Origin of the sequence: Streptomyces hawaiiensis (genome assembly GCF_004803895.1) — a bacterium.
Classification (GTDB): Bacteria; Actinomycetota; Actinomycetes; order Streptomycetales; family Streptomycetaceae; genus Streptomyces; species Streptomyces hawaiiensis.
The window spans coordinates 3,422,270-3,440,118 of record NZ_CP021978.1; the positions used below are offsets into that span (position 1 = coordinate 3,422,270).

Below are 17,849 nucleotides of genomic sequence, written 5' to 3' on the forward strand. Positions count from 1 at the left end.
CCCAGGCCTCAGAAGAGTTTGCCCGGGTTCAGGATGTTCAGCGGGTCGAAGGCCTGCTTGACGGCCCGCTGCATCTCCATGCCCACGGGGCCGATCTCGCGCGCCAGCCACTCCTTCTTCAGGACGCCGACGCCGTGCTCGCCGGTGATGGTGCCGCCGAGTTCCAGGCCGAGGGCCATGATCTCGTCGAAGGACTCGCGGGCGCGCCGGGACTCGTCGGGGTCCGCCGGGTCGAAGCAGACCGTCGGATGGGTGTTGCCGTCACCCGCGTGGGCGACGACGCCGATGGTGAGCCGGTACTTCTCGGCGATCCGGTCGACGCCTTCGAGCATCTCGGCGAGCCGGGAGCGCGGCACGCACACGTCGTCGATCATCGTCACGCCCTTGACCGCCTCCAGCGCGGTGAGCGACAACCGCCGCGCCTGGAGCAGCAGTTCGGATTCGGCCACATCGTCGGCGGGGACGACCTGGGTGGCTCCGGCCGCCTCGCACAGGGCGCCCACGGCGGCGAGGTCGGCGGCCGGGGCGGTGGTGTCGAACGCGGCCAGGAGCAGGGCCTCGGTGCTCTCGGGGAGGCCCATCTGCGCCATGGCGTTGACGGCCTTGACCGTCGTACGGTCCATGAGTTCGAGGAGTGACGGGACGTGGCCGCCCTCCATGATCCGGCACACGGCGTCGCAGGCGGCGGCCGCGGAGGCGAACTCGGCGGCCAGCACCAGCTGCTCGGGCGGCTTGGGGCGCAGTCCGAGGACGGCCCCTACGACGATGCCGAGCGAGCCCTCGGAGCCGACGAACAGGCGGGTCAGGTCGTAGCCGGCGACGCCCTTGGCGGTGCGGCGGCCGGTGGACATGAGGCGGCCGTCGGCGAGGACGACGTCGAGGCCGAGGACGTACTCGGCGGTCACCCCGTACTTCACGCAGCACAGGCCGCCGGAGGCCGTGCCGATGTTGCCGCCGATGGTGCACATCTCCCAGCTGGAGGGGTCCGGCGGGTAGTACAGGCCGTGTTCGCCGACGGCCCGGGACAGGGCGGCGTTGATGACGCCGGGTTCGGCGACGGCGATGCGGTCGACCGGGTTGATCTCCAGGATCCGGTCCATCTTGGTCAGGGAGAGCACGATGCAGCCGTCGGAGGCGTTGGCGGCGCCGGACAGGCCGGTGCGGGCGCCCTGCGGGACGACCGGGACGCGCAGGGCGGTGGCGGTGCGCATCACGTGCTGGACCTGTTCGACCGTACGGGGCAGCACGACGACGGCCGGAGAGCCGGCCGGGCAGAAGCTCGCCATGTCGTTGGCGTAGGCGGCCGTGACGTCGGGATCGGTGAGGACCGCTTCGGCGGGCAGGCCGCCGAGCAGCAGGTCGACGAGGTTGCCGGTTGCTGTGTCGCTGGGCGTTTCGAAACGGCTCATCAGATCTTCTCCGTGGACACCTCGGCCTTCAGGCCGGGAAGGAAACGGACTCCTGCGGAACAGGGCAGGGAATGCCGGTTCGCCCCAGAGCGGAGCGGCGTCTACCCTCAACCATCCTCATTACGTCACCAGTTGTGGTCGTAGTTTGTGAAGCATGGGGGCCATTCGTGCGAAGCGGGCGTTCAAGTACCGCTTCTGTCCGCCCGATGCGCAGGCAGCCGAGCTGTCGCGCACGTTCGGGTGTGTGCGCAAGGTCTACAACCTGGCTCTCGCGGCGCGCACCGAGGCGTGGACGATGCGCCAGGAGCGGATCAACTACGTTCCGCTACGGCGACGGCAAGCTGACGCTGGCCAGGATGGACCAGCCGCTGGACATTATCTGGTCCAGGCCCCTGCCGGAGGGCACGCAGCCGTCGACGGTGACCGTGTCCCAGGACGCGGCCGGCCGCTGGTTCGTCTCTCTCCTGGTCGAGGATTCCTACATTGAGCCCCTTCCCGCCACTGGCACAGCCGTCGGGGGGAGGTCAAGATCACAGGTTCGCACCCAGGGGCCATCGGTGTGAACCCCGTCGGCGGCGCCCTTCGCCTGCTCGGGTGTGGTCGTCGTACTGACGCAGAGTGAGCGCCATGGAGAACGAGCAGGAGGACCCGGAGCGGCGGAAGAGAAGCGCGAGACGCCGCCGGGTGCTGATCGCCTCCGTCGCGGGGTGTGCCGTGCTGGGCGGGGTGCTGGCGCTGCTGCCGTGGGCCCGGCCCGCCGAGCCCGCTCCGCCGTCGCCGGGGGCGCTGGCTCTGGCCGCGGTCGGCAGCGGGGTGCCGGCCGCGCTGCCCGGCCTGGCGGAACTGATCGACGAGCGGGAGAAGGCCGTGCGGACGCGGCCCGGGGACGCGACGTCCTGGGCGGTGCTCGGGGCGGCCTATGTGGAGCAGGGGCGGCGCCTCGCGGACCCGGCGTACTACCCCCGGGCGGAGAAGGCGCTGCGGACGTCGCTGAAGGTACGGCCGCAGCGCAACACCCGGGCCGTGGCAGGGCTTGCCGCGCTGTCGAACGCCCGCCGGGACTTCCGCGCCGCGCGCCGGTGGGGCGAGGCCGCGCTGAAGCTGGAGCCGCGGCGGTGGACGACGTATCCGCTGCTCATCGACGCCTACACCGGGCTCGGCGAGCACAAGGCGGCCAAGCGGACACTGGACCGGCTGACCGAGCTGCGCTCCGGCCCCGCCGTGCTCGCGCGAGCCGCGGCCGTCTACCGGGACCGGGGCTGGCAGGAGGACGCGGCGGCCTCGCTGGCGGACGCGGCGGCGGGCGCGCGGGCCCCCGCCGAGCGGGCGGCCTACCTGGAGCGGGCCGGGCAACTGGCCTGGGAGCGCGGGGACCCCGAGGTCGCGCTGCGGCACTTCCGGGAGGCGGTCCGCCTCGATCCCGGCCAGTGGGCCGCGCGGGCCGGGCAGGGCCGGGCGCTCGCCGCGCTGGGCCGGACGGCTCAGGCGCTGAACGTGTACGGGGCGGCTTTGGCCAAGCAGCCGTGTCCGCAGTACGCCCTGGAGCTGGGCGAGTTGTACGAGTCGCTGGGCAGGCCGGAGGCGGCCCGGGTGCGGTACGGCCTGCTGCGGGAGCGGGTGCGGGACGCTGCCGCGGGCGGGGCCGACGAGGAGCTGGTGCTGGGGCGGTTCGAGTCCGACCACGGCGATCCGAAGGCCGCGGTACGGCGGTTGCGGGCCGAGTGGGGGCGCCAGCCCGCCACGGAGGTCGCCGACGCGCTGGGGTGGGCGCTGTACCGGGCCGGGGAGCCCGAGGAGGCCCTGCGGTTCGCGCTGCGGGCGACGGACCCCGTACGCGGCGGCGGGGTGCGCGACGCGCGGTCCATGTATCACCTGGGCATGATCGAGCGGGAGCTGGAACGCTACGGCGCGGCCCGCCGGCACCTCGCGGAGGCCCTGCGGATCAACCCGCACTTCTCGCCGCTGCACGCGCCTGCGGCGCGGGCGGCGATCGAGGCGTTGGGCGAGCCGCCGGACGAAGGGGTGCCGGAGATGGACGACGGGGCGGGGTAGCCGGGCACCGCCGGTGTGCGTCGTCGTGGCGGCGCGCCGTCGCGGCGGACGCGAAGACTGCTGCCGCTCGATTCCGCCGCGGCGGTGATCGGCGACGACGGGGCGGCCCGGGAACCCCGAAGTCGGCAGCGGGCGCGGCCGACGAAGGCGCGCAGGTGTGCGGCGGTGCCGAACGCGGCAGCGGGCCCGCCCGGCGTTCGCGGGTCGTGCGGGTGCCCCGTGACACCCGCACGACCCGAGGCGCCTGGCGGCTACAGGTTGCCGCGGCGGTCCTGCTCGCGCTCGATCGCCTCGAACAGGGCCTTGAAGTTGCCCTTGCCGAAGCCCATCGAGCCGTGGCGTTCGATGATCTCGAAGAAAACGGTCGGACGGTCCTGGACCGGCTTGGTGAAGATCTGCAGCAGGTAGCCGTCCTCGTCGCGGTCGGCGAGGATCTTCAGCTCGCGCAGGGTGTCGATCGGGACGCGGGTCTCGCCGACCCACTCCCCCAGCGTGTCGTAGTAGGAGTCGGGCGTGTTGAGGAACTCGACTCCGGCCGCCCGCATCGTGCGGACCGTCTGCACGATGTCGTTGGTGTTGAGCGCGATGTGCTGCACGCCCGCACCGCCGTAGAACTCCAGGTACTCGTCGATCTGGGACTTCTTCTTGGCGATGGCGGGCTCGTTGATCGGGAACTTGACCTTGAGCGTGCCGTCGGCGACGACCTTCGACATCAGCGCGCTGTACTCGGTGGCGATGTCGTCGCCCACGAACTCCTTCATGTTCGTGAAGCCCATGACCTTGTTGTAGAAGCCGACCCACTCGTTCATGCGGCCGAGCTCGACGTTGCCGACGCAGTGGTCGATCGCCTGGAAGGTGCGCTGCGCGGGCGGCTCGACCATCGGCTTGGCCGCGACGTAGCCGGGCAGGTACGGGCCGTCGTAACCGGAACGCTCGACGAGGGTGTGGCGGGTCTCGCCGTAGGTGGCGATGGCGGCCAGGACGACCGTGCCGTGCTCGTCCTTGCGCTCGTACGGCTCGGCGACCGAGCGGGCGCCGTGCTCCAGGGCGTACGCGTAGGCGGCGCGCGCGTCCGGGACCTCGATGGCGAGGTCGACGACACCGTCACCGTGCTCGGCCACGTGCTTCGCGAGGAAGTGGCCCCACTCGGTGGAGGGCTTGATGACCGAGGTCAGGACGAACCGGGCGGAGCCGTTCTCCAGGACGTAGGCAGCGGTCTCGCGGCTGCCGTTCTCCGGTCCGGAGTAGGCGACCAGCTTCATGCCGAACGCGGTGGAGTAGTAGTGCGCCGCCTGCTTGGCGTTGCCCACGGCGAAGACGACCGCGTCCATTCCCTTGACCGGGAAGGGGTCGGCCTGCCGGGCGGTGTCGGGAGTGTGGTGTGTGGTCTGCGTCATAGCCGCAGGGTCTCCCCGGCCCGCAAGGTGCGCAATAGTTTGCGTTTCGGCTGGGCAATCTGTTCAGCAATACGGCCGGGCTCACGGCCTTTCTGTACAGGATGACCATGCCGGGAGGCTGCTGTGGCGATCGATCATCTGGACGGCCGGATCATCCTGCTGCTCGCCCGGGAGCCGCGGATCGGGGTGCTGGAGATGTCCCGGCGGCTGGGCGTGGCCCGGGGCACCGCGCAGGCCCGGCTGGACCGGCTTCAGTCGAACGGAGTCATCCGCGGATTCGGTCCGCAGGTGGATCCGGCCGCGCTCGGCTACCCGGTCACGGCGTTCGCCACGCTGCAGATCCGGCAAGGGCAAGGGGCCGACGTACGCGCCCACTTGGCGACGGTGCCGGAGGTGCTGGAGCTGCACACGACCACCGGCACCGGGGACATGCTGTGCCGGCTCGTGGCCCGCTCCAACGCCGATCTCCAGCGTGTGATCGACCGGGTCGTCGGTTTTGATGGCATCGTCCGGGCCTCCACGGCGATCGTCATGGAGAACCCCGTTCCGCTGCGGATCATCCCGCTCGTGGAGCAGGCCGCGGAGGAGACCTGACGTGTAGGGGTGAGCGCGTGTGAACTTCTGGGAGTACCTGGTCAACCGGCACCAGCAGCTGCTCACGGACGCCTACCAGCACGCGAGCGCCGTCTTCCAGTGCATGGTCGTGGCGACGGTGCTCGGGGTGCTGATCGGCGTCGCCGGCTACCGCAGCGAGTGGGCCGGGAACCTCGCGACCACGACCACCGCCACCATCCTGACCGTGCCGGCGCTCGCCCTGATCGGTCTGCTCATCCCCGTCGTGGGCCTCGGCGTGCCGCCCACGGTGGTCGCGCTGACCCTGTACGGGCTGCTGCCGGTCGTGCGCAACGCGATCGTCGGGCTGCGCGGGGTCGACCCGACGCTGGTGGACGCGGCCACGGGCATCGGGATGTCCCGCCCGGCCCGGCTGCTGCGGATCGAGCTGCCGCTGGCCTGGCCGCCGATCCTGACCGGGATCCGGGTCTCCACCCAGATGCTGATGGGCATCGCGGCCATCGCGGCGTACGCCTCCGGACCCGGCCTCGGCAACGTCATCTTCCGCGGCCTCGCCTCGCTGGGCAGCGCCAACGCCCTCAACCAGGTGCTCGCGGGCACGCTCGGCATCATCGTCCTGGCGCTGCTGTTCGACGCCGCGTACGTCCTGATCGGACGGCTGACCATTCCCAGGGGGATCCGTGCCTGAGACGGGCGACCACGGTGCCTCCATCGAGCTGGAGAGCCTGACCAAGCGCTACCCCGGCAGTGAGCGGCCGGCCGTGGACAACGTGAGCATGGAGATCAAGGCGGGCGAGGTCGTCGTCTTCGTCGGCCCCTCGGGCTGCGGCAAGTCGACCACGCTCAAGATGATCAACCGGCTGATCGAGCCGACCGGCGGCCGCATCCGCATCGGCGGCGAGGACGTCACCGACATGGACCCGGTCAAGCTGCGCCGCAAGGTCGGCTACGCCATCCAGTCCGCCGGGCTCTTCCCGCACATGACGGTCGCGCAGAACATCGGGATCGTCCCGAAGATGATCGGCTGGCCGAAGACGCGGATCAAAGAGCGGACCGAGGAGCTGCTCGACCTCGTCGGCCTGGACGCCGGGGAGTTCCACGGCCGCTACCCGCGTCAGCTCTCCGGCGGGCAGCAGCAGCGCGTGGGCGTGGCCCGGGCCCTGGCCGCCGATCCGCCGGTGCTGCTGATGGACGAGCCGTTCGGGGCGGTGGACCCGATCACCCGGGACCACCTCCAGGACGAGCTGATCCGGCTGCAGCACGAGCTGCACAAGACGATCGTCTTCGTCACCCACGACTTCGACGAGGCGATCAAGATCGGTGACCGGATCGCCGTGCTGCGCGAGCGGTCGCACATCGCGCAGTTCGACACCCCCGAGGCGATCCTGACCAACCCGGCCGACGACTTCGTGTCCGGGTTCGTGGGCGCCGGGGCGGCGCTGAAGAGGCTGAACCTGACCCGCGTACGGGACGTGGAGATCACCGACTATCCGACGGTCACGGTCGACGACCCGTTGCAGCAGATCTTCAACCGGCTGCGGGCCAGCGGCAGCAACGAGATCCTGCTGCTCGACCGGCGCGGCCGCCCCTACAAGTGGCTGCGGCGCGGCGATCTGATGCGGGCCCGGGGCTCGCTGGCCCGGGCCGGGACCCTGGTGCACGACACGGTCACCCGGGACGCGACCCTGCGGGACGCGCTGGAGGCGGTGCTCACCGACAACGCCGGACGGGTGGCGGTGACCGGGCGGCGCGGGGAGTACACGGGCGTCGTCGACATGGAGACCCTCATCAACTCCGTGCACGAGATGCTGGAGGCCGACCGGCTCGACGCGATGGAGCACCAGCACGAACTGGAGTCGCTGCGGGCCGCGCAGACGCACGCGGAACAGGAGGGGGCCGCAGGCCCGGCGGGCGTGAGCGGCCCGGGAGGGGAACGGTGACGGTCACGGAGGTCGAGGAGACCTCCGAGCCTCTCGACGAGGAGGCGCCCCCAGCGCCGCGCCGGCCCGCCCGCCTCACCTGGCAGAAGCTGACGTTCCTGCCGGTCGCCCTGATCGCCGTGCTGCTCGCCACCTGGCTCTGGTTCCAGCAGGCCGACCTGGACGCGCTCACCCGCAACGCCCTGTCGGGCGGCCAGGTCACCAAGGCACTGTGGCAGCACATCCAGCTGACCGTGATCTCCACGTTCTTCGTGCTGATCATCGCGATCCCGCTGGGCATCCTGCTGACCCGCGGGGCGGTGAGCAGGGCCACCCCGGTGGCGATGGCGTTCGCCAACATGGGCCAGGCGACCCCGGCGATCGGTCTGCTGGCCCTGCTGGTGATCTGGCTGGGCATCGGCCGCAGGGCCGCCCTGATCGGCATCATCGTCTACGCCATCCTGCCCGTGCTCTCCAACACGATCACGGGCCTGAAGGCGAACGACCCGACCCTGCTGGAGGCGGCCCGCGGCATCGGCATGTCCCCCTGGGGGTGCTGGCCCGGGTGGAACTCCCCCTGGCGGTCCCGCTGATCCTCGCGGGGGTGCGCACGGCCCTCGTCCTGAACGTCGGTACGGCGACCCTGGCGGTCTTCGGCGGGGGCGGCGGCCTCGGCGTGCTCATCACGACCGGGATCACCAACCAGCGGATGCCGGTGCTGGTGCTGGGGTCGGTCCTCACGGTGGTGCTGGCACTGCTGGTGGACTGGCTGGCGTCGCTCGCCGAACTGCTGCTGCGGCCGCGGGGGCTGCAGCCATGAGGCGGCGTACGTGCCTGCCGGCGGCGGGCCTGCTGCTGGCTGCGGGTCTGCTGTCGGCGGCCGGTTGCGGCCTGACCAGCGGCTCTCCCCTGACGGACGACGTGGAGCCGGGCTCGATCGGCCGGGGTGAGCCGCTGAAGGGAGCCCATCTGACGGTGACGTCGAAGTCGTTCACGGAGCAGCTGATCCTGGGCGCGATCATGGGCATCGCGTTCGAGGCGGCCGGCGCGGACGTGATCGACCGCACCGGCATCCAGGGTTCCATCGGCAGCCGCGAGGCGGTCGGCAAGGGCGACGCGGACGCCGGGTACGAGTACACGGGCACGGCCTGGATCACGTACCTCGGGCACAGCAAGCCGATCACCGACCCGCAGCGGCAGTGGGACGCGGTGAGGAAGGAGGACGCGAAGAACGGGCTGGTCTGGCTGCCGCCGTCGGAACTCGACAACACGTACGCCCTGGCGATGAACCAGCAGAACGCGAAGAAGTACGGCACGAAGACCATGTCGGACGTGGCGAAGCTGGCGAAGTCCGACCCGGGGGCCGTGAAGCTGTGCGTGGAGGTCGAGTTCGCGAACCGGGCGGACGGGCTGCCGGGCATGCAGAAGGCCTACGGCATGAACGTCCCGGCGCGGAACATCACGCAGATGGACACCGGGATCATCTACACGCAGACGGCGCAGGGCAACTGCACGTACGGGGAGGTGTTCACCACCGACGGGCGCATCAAGTCGATGAACCTGGCGGTGATGGACGACGACAGGAAGTTCTTCCCCAACTACAACGCCGCGCCGATGATCAACGCGAAGTCCCTGAAGGAGTGGCCGGCGATCGCGGAGGTCCTGAACCCGGTGACGGCGAAGCTGAACAACTCCGTGGCGCAGACGCTGAACGCGAAGGTGGATGTCGACGGCGAGGATCCGCACCAGGTGGCACTGGACTGGCTGGTGGAGGAGGGGTTTGTGAAGGAGGGGTAGCCCGGCGAGGGGTGAGTTGCAAAGAAAGCCTTGCAAGGGTTCCTTTGCAACGCTACCTTTGCATGCATGCCCGACGAACCAGCTCCCCGCCTTCTCGACGCCCGCTCCCTGCGCGGCCTGGCTCATCCCCTGCGGATGCAGTTGCTGATCGCCCTGCGGCGCGGCGGGCCCGCCACCGCCTCCCAACTGGCGGAGAAACTCGGCGAGTCCAGCGGTGCGACCAGCTACCACCTGAGGCAGCTCGCCACGCACGGTTTCGTCGCCGACGACCCGGAGCGGGGCAAGGGGCGGGAGCGCTGGTGGAAGGCAGTCGACCAGGGCATCCAGATGGACGAGACCCTGATCCAGGACCCGGACCCGGCCGTGCGCGGAGCCGTCGCCCTGTTCCGGTACGAGATCGCCAACGTGCACACCCGGGAGATCGCGACCTGGCTCGGCAACACGAGCGAGTGGAGCGAGGAATGGGACGGCGCCACGGACCTCAGCGACTTCACCCTGCGGCTCACACCCGACCTCGCCCGTGAGCTGGTCGGCAAGATGCACGAGCTCGTCCAGAGCTACCGCCCGATGCCCGAGAGCACCCCGGACGCCGAGACGGTACGCGTCCACACGCACGTCTTCCCCAGCCAGACGCAGCTGTGAAAGGCCATCATCCATGCACCCGGACATCCACCTCGCCCTGCACCACGCCCGCGCCGCGGAACTCCGAGCCGAGACCGGAGCCCGCCCGACGCGCCGTCCTGCCCTCCGTACGCGGCTCGGCTGGACCCTCATCGAGGTCGGGCTGAAGCTCGCCACCCGGCCCGGGCCGGTGCCCGCCCTCTAGCAGCTGGGAACGGAACCCTTCCCCGTCTCCAAGGCCACCAGTGAATTCACCGTGCTCTTCAGCGTGGTCACCGGAATCAGCCGCAGGCCCCTCGGCAGCTCGGCGCGGGCATCCCCGCACTCCGCCTCGGGGACCAGGAACACCGTCGCCCCGTCCCGCTTGGCGGCCTGGGTCTTGAGGGCGACGCCCCCCACCGCACCGACCCGGCCGGCCGCGTCGATCGTGCCCGTACCGGCGATGACCCGGCCACCCGTGAGATCGCCACCCGTGCCGTCGCCGTCGAGCTTGTCGATGATCCCGAGGGAGAAGAGCAGCCCGGCACTGGGCCCGCCCACGTCCGCGAGCTTCAGGCTGACCTCGACGTCCTTGTCGTCGAGGTCGAGGTAGCCCAGCGCGGCCTGGGTCGCCGCGTCCTGGGACTCCTTCATCTGCTTCTCGTTGTGCCGCTCGATCTCCTTGACGCTGTTCCCGCTCGGGTAGACGGAGTCGCGCGGCATGACCGCCTGGTCGGTGCGGAACCAGCTGTCGACGACGTCGGGGAGCGAGACGCGGGTGTCGGGGGAGGTCGCCTCGATGGTGGTCATCCGCAGCTGGCCCCGGGTGTCCCGGACCGGCGCACCCGAGATCGTGATCACCTGCGCGCCCTTGTTCTCGCCCAGTACGTTCGCCGTCAGCCCCGGCTGCGCCACCGAGAACGGCAACGGCGCCAGCACCGCCGTCGCGAGCAGGGCCACGACGGGCAGGGCGCAGACGGCGATGGTCTGGAGGCGCGTGAGGCGAGAGAACACGGGATCAATCTAACGCGGGCGGGGGACACGCCCGGGACCAGGGCGTCCGGGGCCTGTGCGGGGAGGCCGCCGTCTGTCAGCGCAGCGCCTCCGCGACCTCCCGGGCCGCGTCAACGACCCGCGGTCCCACCCGTTCCGGCACCGCCTCCGCCAGCATCACCACACCCACGCTGCCCTCGACGCCCGTCACGCCCAGCAGCGGCGCCGCCGCCCCGCAGGCACCCGCTTCCAGCTCCCCGTGCGTCAGCGTGCAGACGGGGTCGGTCATCGGGTGCTGCCGGGCCGCGAGGATCGCCTTGCCGGCGGCGCCCCGGTCCAGGGGGTGCCGGAACCCGGCGCGGTAGGCGACGTGATAGTCCGTCCAGGTCGGCTCCACCACGGCCACGGCCAGCGCGTCCGCCCCGTCGACCAGGGTCAGATGCGCCGTCGCGCCGATGTCCTCGGCCAGTGACCGCAGCGCCGGCATCGCGGCCTCCCGTACCAGCGGGTGGACCTGCCGCCCCAGACGCAGCACACCGAGCCCGACCCGGGCACGTCCGCCGAGGTCACGGCGTATGAGGGCGTGCTGCTCCAGCGTGGCGAGCAACCGGTACACAACGGTCCGGTTCACGCCCAGCCGGAGGGACAGCTCGGTCACGGTCAGCCCGTGGTCGGTGTCGGCGAGCAGTTTGAGGACACGTAGTCCCCGGTCGAGCGTCTGGGAGGTCTCCGCGGTCACGACGCCCACTCCTTAGTGGTGAGGTCGGCGGCCCCCCGGTCGGCGGATGCGTCACCGAGTCCCGTCGGTAACGCGCTTCAGAGGCCGCCGATCGGCCGGCGGCCCGGCCTGTCCGGGCCGCGTCGCTTCACGGCTGCGCTCCGCGGCGGCGCTGCCACGGGGCGTGTGCGTAGCCGGACAGTAGCGAAGCAGGTTCGCTGAGCGGAAGGCTCCGTCCAGAATCCGGGCACTGACGGGTGCGTCGTACTGCCCTTTGCGGTGGTATGCGCCCCGTAAGGGGCGCGGGGAACTGCGCGACCAGCCACACACAACCCGCAGGCGACGAACAGCAGCGTCACTTCATCCGCGTCGCCCACTCCTGCACCTTGGCGATCCGCTGCTTCAGCTGCCCCGCCGTGGCCTCGGCCGCCGGCGGGCCTCCGCACACGCGCCGCAGCTCCGTGTGGATCACCCCGTGCGGCTTGCCGCTCTGGTGGACGTACGCGCCGACCATCGTGTTGAGCTGCCTGCGCAGCTCCATCATCTCCTTGTGGGAGACCACCGGCCGCCGCTCGGCGGGCACTTCGAGCAGGTCGGCTTCGTCGTCCGGCTTCTTGCGGCTGTGCGCGATCTGCCGGGCCTGCCGCTTCTGGAGCAGCAGTTGCACCTGGTCGGGCTCGAGCAGCCCGGGGATGCCGAGGTAGTCCTGCTCCTCCTCGCTGCCCGGGTGGGCCTGCATGCCGAACTCGGCGCCGTTGTACATGACCCGGTCGAAGACGGCCTCGGACTCCAGCGCCTCGAAGGCGAACTGCTCCTGCTCGCCGGTGTCCTCGTCCTGCTCCCGGTTCGCCTCGTCCATCTCCTTCTCGGACTCGGCGTAGGGGTCCTCCTCGCCCTCCTTCTTGGGCTTGTCGAGGACGTGGTCGCGCTCGCGCTCCATCTCGTTGGCGAAGGAGAGCAGGTCGGGCACGGTCGGCAGGAACACCGAAGCGGTCTCGCCGCGCCGCCGGGACCGCACGAAACGGCCGACGGCCTGGGCGAAGAAGAGGGGCGTGGAGATGGTGGTGGCGTACACGCCCACCGCGAGGCGCGGCACGTCGACTCCCTCGGACACCATCCGCACGGCGACCATCCACCGGTCGTTGTTCGCGCTGAACTCGTCGATCCGCTCGGAGGCGCCGGAGTCGTCGGACAGCACGAGAGTGGCCTTGCTGCCCGTGATCTCCCGGATGAGCTTGGCGTACGCGCGCGCCGAGTCCTGGTCGGAGGCGATGACGAGGGCGCCGGCGTCCGGGATGGCCTTCCTGACCTCGGTCAGCCGCTGGTCGGCCGCCCGCAGCACGGACGGCATCCACTCACCGCGCGGGTCGAGCGCGGTCCGCCAGGCCTGACTGATGGCGTCCTTGGTCATGAGCTCGCCGAGGCGGGCGGCGATCTCGTCACCGGCCTTGGTGCGCCAGCGCATGTTGCCGCTGTAGGAGAGGAAGATGACGGGCCGCACGACGTTGTCGGCGAGCGCGCTGCCGTAGCCGTAGGTGTAGTCGGCCGCCGACCGCCGGATCCCGTCGTTGCCCTCCTCGTACGTCACGAAGGGGATGGGGTTGGTGTCGGACCGGAAGGGCGTACCGGTCAGGGCGAGCCGTCGGGTCGCGGGCTCGAAGGCCTCCAGACAGGCCTCACCCCAGGACTTGCTGTCACCGGCGTGGTGGATCTCGTCGAGGATGACGAGCGTCTTGCGCTGCTCCACGCGGTTGCGGTGCAGCATGGGCCGGACACCCACACCGGCGTACGTCACGGCGACACCGTGGTACTCCCGGCCGAGCGGCCCGGCGCTGTACTCCGGGTCGAGCTTGATCCCTATCCGGGCGGCGGCCTCGGCCCACTGCTTCTTCAGGTGCTCGGTCGGGGCCACCACCGTCACCTGCTGCACGACGTGGTGGTGCAGCAGCCAGGAGGCCAGCGTCAGCGCGAAGGTCGTCTTGCCGGCGCCGGGGGTGGCGACCGCCAGGAAGTCCCGCGGCTGCTCCTGGATGTACCTCTCCATCGCACCCTGCTGCCAGGCGCGGAGCTTGCTGGCGGTACCCCAGGGGGCTCGGCCGGGGAACGCCGGGGACAGGTGGTGCGAGGCAGTGCTGGTGCCGGCGGTGGTAGTCACGGTCTCCGTTGGGGGTCGGGCGGCTCGTCGAGGGAGCCTGACGGCTCGGCTACGTATGACAACCGGGCCACCCTACCGGCGCCCCGAACCCGCCCACGCGCGGACCGGGCCGGGTCACCTGCGGGTGGGACCGACGTCACAGCTCCCTCAGCCGCCCCGCGATCCTCCCGACCTCCCCCTCGGCCCCGGAGGCGAGGTCGACGACCAGCGCGTAGGCCACGCCCTGGTCCGCCCCGGCCAGGTCGACGCCGTTGAGGGCGAGGAAGGTGGCGGTGGCCTCGTCGACGGTCAGTCAGGTACCGGGTTGTTCGCCGAGCCTGCGCAACAGGTCGGCGTGGTGCCGCGCGAGCCCCTCCGCGGCGGCACGCACGCGTGCGTTCTCCTGACGCAGGTGGTGGCGTACGGCTTGCGGCGCCGCCTCTTCGGGCGTGCGGTCCTGCGCGTCCGCGAGGTCGTCGAGGGCCGCACGCAGGGCGGGGTCCAGGGGCAGCGCGAGCCGGTCTACGGCCGGTGCTCCCGCAGTCGCGTCGACACCCAGGCCCCGGCCAGTGCCACCACCGCCATCGGCAGGAACACCGCGGTGAAGGCGGCCGGGTGGGAACCGGAGGTGTGGGTGCTCGTGTGGGTCACCGTGCCGCCGCCCAGCGCGGCGAAGGCGGCGCCGCCGGCGGAGAGCAGGACGACGTTGGAGAGGCCGTCGGAGATCTGGAGGGCCGCGGAGTTGGTGCCGGCCTCCTCGGGGGCGGAGAGCTTGAGCAGGAGGACGCTCGTGGAGGAGATCACGAGCCCCATCCCCAAGCAGCCGAAGGCCCAGGCGACGGCGACGGTCCAGACGGGCACGGAGTCGATCAGCACGCTCGGTGCCGTGGCGATGGCCGCCGCCACGAGCAGCATCCCGACGGTGGCCAGCCGCTCCCGGTACGGCTCCACCCGCGACCGCGACTGCACCCACGAGCCCAGCGCCCACGTCCCCCCGCCCGCGGCGAGCGAGAACCCGGCCAGCGTCGGGCTGAGGCCGCGCTGCGTGACGAGCATCAGCGGCACGAACGACTCGGCGGCGATGAAGGACCCGGCGGCGACGCCGCGCAACAGCACGACGGACGGCAGCCCGCGCACGGCCCGGTACGTACCGCGCGGCAGCAGCCCGAGCACGGCCGGCACGAGCAGGGCCACGCCCACGGCACCGGGCAGGAGCGAGAGCGGGCGCAAGTCCTGGGCGGCGTACTGGAGCAGCCCGGCGCCGAGGGAGATGGCCAGGGCGAGCCGGATGCGCCGGCGGTCGAAGGAGGCGGGCGGGCCGTCCGGCGGGGCGGGCCGGCCGGACGTCCCCGCCGGGTCCGGCGTGACCGGCCGGTCGGCGAGGGCGGTCCGTTCGGCGGGGACGGGCAGGTCCGCTCCGGCGGGACCCTCCACCGCGGCGGACCGCGCAGCGGTCCGCGCGGCCGGCCCGGCCGCGCGACGACGTATCTGCGGCAGTGCGAGCGCGAGCGGGAAGACGACGAGCAGGGGTATCCCGACGAACACCCATCGCCACCCCAACTGCTCGGTCACCGTGCCGGCGGCGAGGGGGCCGACGATGGACGGCAGCACCCAGCTCGCGGCGAACGCGGCCATGATGGCCGGCCGCAACCGCTCCGGATAGGCCCGCCCGACGACGACGTACAGCGCGACGATCACCAGCCCGCCGCCCAGCCCCTGCACGGCCCGGCCCAGGATGAACACCCACATCGTCCCGGCGGTCCCCGACAGCAGCAGCCCGGCGCCGAAGGAGGCGATGCCCGTCGTCAACGGCCCGAGGGGGCCGCGCCGGTCCGACCACTGCCCGGAGAGCACCATCCCGAACAGACTGGTCGTGAAGTACCCGGAGAACGCGAACGCGTACAGGGACACCCCGTCCAGTTCCCGGGCCGCGACAGGCATCGCCGTTCCCACGGCGGTCGCCTCGAAGGCGATGAGCAGCACGACGGAGACGATCCCGACACTCAACGCCCGGTACGCCGCCCCCAGCACGCCCTCCTCGCGCTCGGCTATGAGGGGCGGATCAGCGGCTTCCTCGACATCGGCATCACGCGGCTTCGGGACGGTCATGCCCGCCAGCGTAAGGTCCACACCCACCGGTGACCCCTGTCCCGGGACGGTCCCGGCCTGAGACCTTGGTCGTACATCCCTCTTCCCGTCCGCCCCCTTCATGAACTGCGTATGGCAGTCACGTTGCAGCCCGCCCGGCCCCCTTGAGCCGGACTCCACGCCGCCCTACGGTCACTACACCGAGTGGGAACACGGCCGTGTGCCCGAGTGGTTCAGGGGCTCGCCTGCGCTGCATCCATCAGCGAGCTCCGCTCGCGGGGAGTTACGTGGGTTCGAATCCCGCCACGGCCTCGACAACGATGACCGGGCGAGCGCATGGGCGGAATCGCCCTCGCGCGCCGACCCGCCATTGCCGAAGCAGCGCGGGCTCAGACCGCGGCGATCCCTTGTGGCCCGGACGTCCAGGCCAGGATGTGAGGGACTGCTTCGCGCAGACTGACGAAGTGGCGATGCACGCCCTCCACCGCGGCAGCGGCGTTCACGCCCCACACCGTCATCCCGGCGCGAAACCCGGACCGCACTCCGGACGGGGCGTCCTCGATGACCAGGCAGTCTGCCGGCTGGGCGCCCAGCCGTGCGGCAGCCTGCAGATAGGGCACGGGAGAGGGTTTGCCCTCTTCCACAGCTGATGGACACGCTCGCATTCGACACCGTGCCGTCCGCCCGCCGGCTCATCGAGTTGCTGAAGCAGCGGGGCTGGGACGGTTGGACCACTCTCCACCGCACGCCCGGTTCCCACCTCACCCCGCCCGCCTCGCCCTGAGACGCCGTGCAAACTCGTGCACAACCCCGAGCACCCTTCACGTGTCCAGGACATGACCGGTAGCCGAGGCTCCGGTCGTTCCGCCCCCTGTTTCGACGAGGAGAACACCGTGCACCTCCGCCCCTCGGCAGCCGTCCTGGCCGCTGCCGTGATCGCCGCCGCCGGTCCCGCTGTCACCGCACCCCTGGCGCACGCCGAGGAGGGCGCGCCCGAACTGGTCGTGTCCGCCCTGCCGTCCGCGGCCCCCAAGCCGGGTGAGGTGTACGACAAGTCCGTCACCCTCACCAACAACGGCACGGCCGCCGTGGACGGGGTCACCTTCCGGGTGCGTCTGACGCGTGGGCTGGACTTCCCCGAGCAGGTGGCGGGCTGCACCTACTCGACCGTAAAGGAACAGGTCAGGCAGGCGCTCTGCGAGCTCGACACGGTCATCGAGCCCGGCGCCTCCGTCACCACGCCCGTCCGGTTCAAGGCGCTGGACAACGCCCTGATGGAGGCCGTCGAGTACGGCACGAGCGCGACCGGTGAGGCGCCGGGCGAGGGGTACGACGACAGCTACCGGCGGCTCACCCTGACCGCGGACAACACCGCCGACCTCGTCGCCGTGGGCGAGGAGACCGAAGCCCTGCGCGGCGAGAAGCAGTCGGTCACGGCGACCCTGCGCAACGACGGCCCGGGCTGGGTGCAGAACCAGGAGAGCGACGACCTCCCGGGCCTGCTGGTGCAGATCCCGCCGGGCACCGTCGCCGTCGGCGTGCCGAAGGACTGCGCGCCGTTCGGGATCGACGGGCCGAGCGGGCCGCAGGGGACCACGGGCAAGCCCAAGTACGTGTGCTGGCCGCAGGACGGAACCCTCGACGTCGGCCAGTCCCTGGCGTACACCTTCACGCTGAAGGTCAAGAAGTCCGCCCAGAACACCGAGGGCGAGGTCAAGGCGTCGTCCGTCTACGACATCGCCCCGAAGTACGACACGAACCGCGCCAACAACACCGCCCTGATCAGCATCGACCTGCCGAACGACAACGAGCCCGGGCCGAGCCCCTCGGACGGCGCCGACGGCGGCTCCGGCAACGGCGGGAACGGCAACGCACCAGAGGGCCAGGCCGCCGGCGGCACGGGCGCCACGGCATCCCCCTCGGCCACGGCCTCGACCGGCACCACGACCGGAGGCTCCACCGGCTCCACGACCGGCAGCACCACCGGCGGCAACCTCGCCACCACCGGCTCCGACGGCACCCCGCTCCTCGCCGGTGCCGCCGCCACCGCCGCGGTGCTCGGGGGCGGCCTGGTCCTGGCCGTACGCCGCCGCAACGCCACCAAGTCCGCCTGACGCGGCCGGCGTCGGGTACGCCGGACCCTTATTGCAACGGTCGGTCCAAAACGGC

15 protein-coding genes, 1 tRNA gene and 3 pseudogenes are annotated in these 17,849 nt (G+C 71.6%); 12 read left to right on the plus strand and 7 right to left on the minus strand.

Going from position 1 to position 17,849, the window contains the following annotated elements:
• Window positions 1-8 precede the first annotated feature (8 nt).
• Window positions 9-1,409, minus strand: a complete 1,401-nt coding sequence (locus CEB94_RS15695) for an FAD-binding oxidoreductase (RefSeq protein WP_175432829.1) — start codon at window positions 1,407-1,409, stop codon at window positions 9-11.
• Between the two features lie 154 nt (window positions 1,410-1,563).
• Between CEB94_RS15695 and CEB94_RS15700 the strand changes: the two are divergent.
• Together CEB94_RS15700 and CEB94_RS15705 are read left to right on the plus strand one after the other, a co-directional pair.
• A pseudogene (locus CEB94_RS15700) lies at window positions 1,564-1,927 on the plus strand (helix-turn-helix domain-containing protein); the annotation flags it as partial.
• A gap of 109 nt (window positions 1,928-2,036) precedes the next feature.
• The gene (locus tag CEB94_RS15705) at window positions 2,037-3,461 is read left to right on the plus strand and encodes a tetratricopeptide repeat protein (protein WP_175432830.1); all 1,425 of its coding nucleotides are present in this window, start codon (window positions 2,037-2,039) and stop codon (window positions 3,459-3,461) included.
• Between the two features lie 251 nt (window positions 3,462-3,712).
• Here the strand turns inward: CEB94_RS15705 and hppD are convergent, their stop codons facing one another.
• Window positions 3,713-4,858, minus strand: a complete 1,146-nt coding sequence (gene hppD, locus CEB94_RS15710; protein WP_175432831.1) for a 4-hydroxyphenylpyruvate dioxygenase — start codon at window positions 4,856-4,858, stop codon at window positions 3,713-3,715.
• A gap of 123 nt (window positions 4,859-4,981) precedes the next feature.
• Here hppD and CEB94_RS15715 point away from each other — a divergent pair, with 123 nt between their 5' ends.
• The 7 genes and pseudogenes from CEB94_RS15715 (at window position 4,982) to CEB94_RS15745 (ending at window position 9,973) form a co-directional block, all read left to right on the plus strand.
• Window positions 4,982-5,452: an Lrp/AsnC family transcriptional regulator gene (locus tag CEB94_RS15715; protein WP_031140050.1), complete on the plus strand. Its 471-nt coding sequence runs from the start codon at window positions 4,982-4,984 to the stop codon at window positions 5,450-5,452.
• 19 nt (window positions 5,453-5,471) lie between these two features.
• Window positions 5,472-6,119 (plus strand): ABC transporter permease, encoded by a 648-nt coding sequence (locus tag CEB94_RS15720; protein ID WP_175432832.1) that lies wholly within the window; start codon window positions 5,472-5,474, stop codon window positions 6,117-6,119.
• Complete coding sequence (locus CEB94_RS15725; RefSeq protein ID WP_175432833.1) at window positions 6,112-7,371, plus strand: betaine/proline/choline family ABC transporter ATP-binding protein; 1,260 nt, start codon at window positions 6,112-6,114, stop codon at window positions 7,369-7,371. Before CEB94_RS15720 ends, CEB94_RS15725 begins: the two co-directional genes overlap by 8 nt.
• A pseudogene (locus CEB94_RS15730) lies at window positions 7,368-8,170 on the plus strand (ABC transporter permease). The gene CEB94_RS15725 and the pseudogene CEB94_RS15730 overlap by 4 nt, the downstream one beginning before the upstream one ends.
• Window positions 8,167-9,147, plus strand: a complete 981-nt coding sequence (locus CEB94_RS15735; RefSeq protein ID WP_175432834.1) for a glycine betaine ABC transporter substrate-binding protein — start codon at window positions 8,167-8,169, stop codon at window positions 9,145-9,147. The pseudogene CEB94_RS15730 and the gene CEB94_RS15735 overlap by 4 nt, the downstream one beginning before the upstream one ends.
• A gap of 66 nt (window positions 9,148-9,213) precedes the next feature.
• A complete protein-coding gene (locus CEB94_RS15740) occupies window positions 9,214-9,789 on the plus strand; it encodes an ArsR/SmtB family transcription factor (protein WP_175432835.1) in 576 nt (191 codons plus the stop codon).
• A gap of 13 nt (window positions 9,790-9,802) precedes the next feature.
• A complete protein-coding gene (locus CEB94_RS15745; protein WP_175432836.1) occupies window positions 9,803-9,973 on the plus strand; it encodes a hypothetical protein in 171 nt (56 codons plus the stop codon).
• Here CEB94_RS15745 and CEB94_RS15750 read toward each other — a convergent pair.
• The 4 genes from CEB94_RS15750 to CEB94_RS15765 form a co-directional block, all read right to left on the minus strand.
• Window positions 9,970-10,761: a S16 family serine protease gene (locus CEB94_RS15750; protein ID WP_175432837.1), complete on the minus strand. Its 792-nt coding sequence runs from the start codon at window positions 10,759-10,761 to the stop codon at window positions 9,970-9,972. The genes CEB94_RS15745 and CEB94_RS15750 overlap by 4 nt on opposite strands.
• Window positions 10,762-10,837: 76 nt before the next feature.
• Window positions 10,838-11,479 carry an IclR family transcriptional regulator gene (locus CEB94_RS15755; RefSeq protein WP_175432838.1) on the minus strand — a complete coding sequence of 214 codons (642 nt, stop codon included), beginning with the start codon at window positions 11,477-11,479 and terminating at the stop codon, window positions 10,838-10,840.
• 334 nt (window positions 11,480-11,813) lie between these two features.
• Window positions 11,814-13,613, minus strand: coding sequence for a DEAD/DEAH box helicase (locus CEB94_RS15760; protein WP_175432839.1), 1,800 nt, complete (start codon window positions 13,611-13,613; stop codon window positions 11,814-11,816).
• 501 nt (window positions 13,614-14,114) lie between these two features.
• A complete protein-coding gene (locus CEB94_RS15765) occupies window positions 14,115-15,701 on the minus strand; it encodes an MFS transporter (RefSeq protein WP_175432840.1) in 1,587 nt (528 codons plus the stop codon).
• Between the two features lie 193 nt (window positions 15,702-15,894).
• Between CEB94_RS15765 and CEB94_RS15770 the strand changes: the two genes are divergently transcribed.
• A tRNA-OTHER gene (locus CEB94_RS15770) sits at window positions 15,895-15,992 on the plus strand.
• 77 nt (window positions 15,993-16,069) lie between these two features.
• Here CEB94_RS15770 and CEB94_RS15775 read toward each other — a convergent pair.
• A pseudogene (locus CEB94_RS15775) lies at window positions 16,070-16,330 on the minus strand (HAD family hydrolase); the annotation flags it as partial.
• Between CEB94_RS15775 and CEB94_RS41710 the strand changes: the two are divergent.
• Complete coding sequence (locus CEB94_RS41710; RefSeq protein WP_281292502.1) at window positions 16,330-16,464, plus strand: hypothetical protein; 135 nt, start codon at window positions 16,330-16,332, stop codon at window positions 16,462-16,464. The pseudogene CEB94_RS15775 and the gene CEB94_RS41710 overlap by 1 nt on opposite strands.
• Window positions 16,465-16,573: 109 nt before the next feature.
• The gene (locus CEB94_RS15785) at window positions 16,574-17,794 is read left to right on the plus strand and encodes an LPXTG cell wall anchor domain-containing protein (RefSeq protein WP_246111806.1); all 1,221 of its coding nucleotides are present in this window, start codon (window positions 16,574-16,576) and stop codon (window positions 17,792-17,794) included.
• Window positions 17,795-17,849: the final 55 nt, after the last annotated feature.

Coding starts and splice junctions, on each gene's coding strand:
- CEB94_RS15695 (WP_175432829.1), bottom strand. CDS start 1,409: ATGAGCCGTTTCGAAACGCCCAGCGACACAGCAACCGGCAACCTCGTC.
- CEB94_RS15705 (WP_175432830.1), top strand. CDS start 2,037: ATGGAGAACGAGCAGGAGGACCCGGAGCGGCGGAAGAGAAGCGCGAGA.
- hppD (WP_175432831.1), bottom strand. CDS start 4,858: ATGACGCAGACCACACACCACACTCCCGACACCGCCCGGCAGGCCGAC.
- CEB94_RS15735 (WP_175432834.1), top strand. CDS start 8,167: ATGAGGCGGCGTACGTGCCTGCCGGCGGCGGGCCTGCTGCTGGCTGCG.
- CEB94_RS15740 (WP_175432835.1), top strand. CDS start 9,214: ATGCCCGACGAACCAGCTCCCCGCCTTCTCGACGCCCGCTCCCTGCGC.
- CEB94_RS15745 (WP_175432836.1), top strand. CDS start 9,803: ATGCACCCGGACATCCACCTCGCCCTGCACCACGCCCGCGCCGCGGAA.
- CEB94_RS15765 (WP_175432840.1), bottom strand. CDS start 15,701: ATGACCGTCCCGAAGCCGCGTGATGCCGATGTCGAGGAAGCCGCTGAT.
- CEB94_RS41710 (WP_281292502.1), top strand. CDS start 16,330: ATGGACACGCTCGCATTCGACACCGTGCCGTCCGCCCGCCGGCTCATC.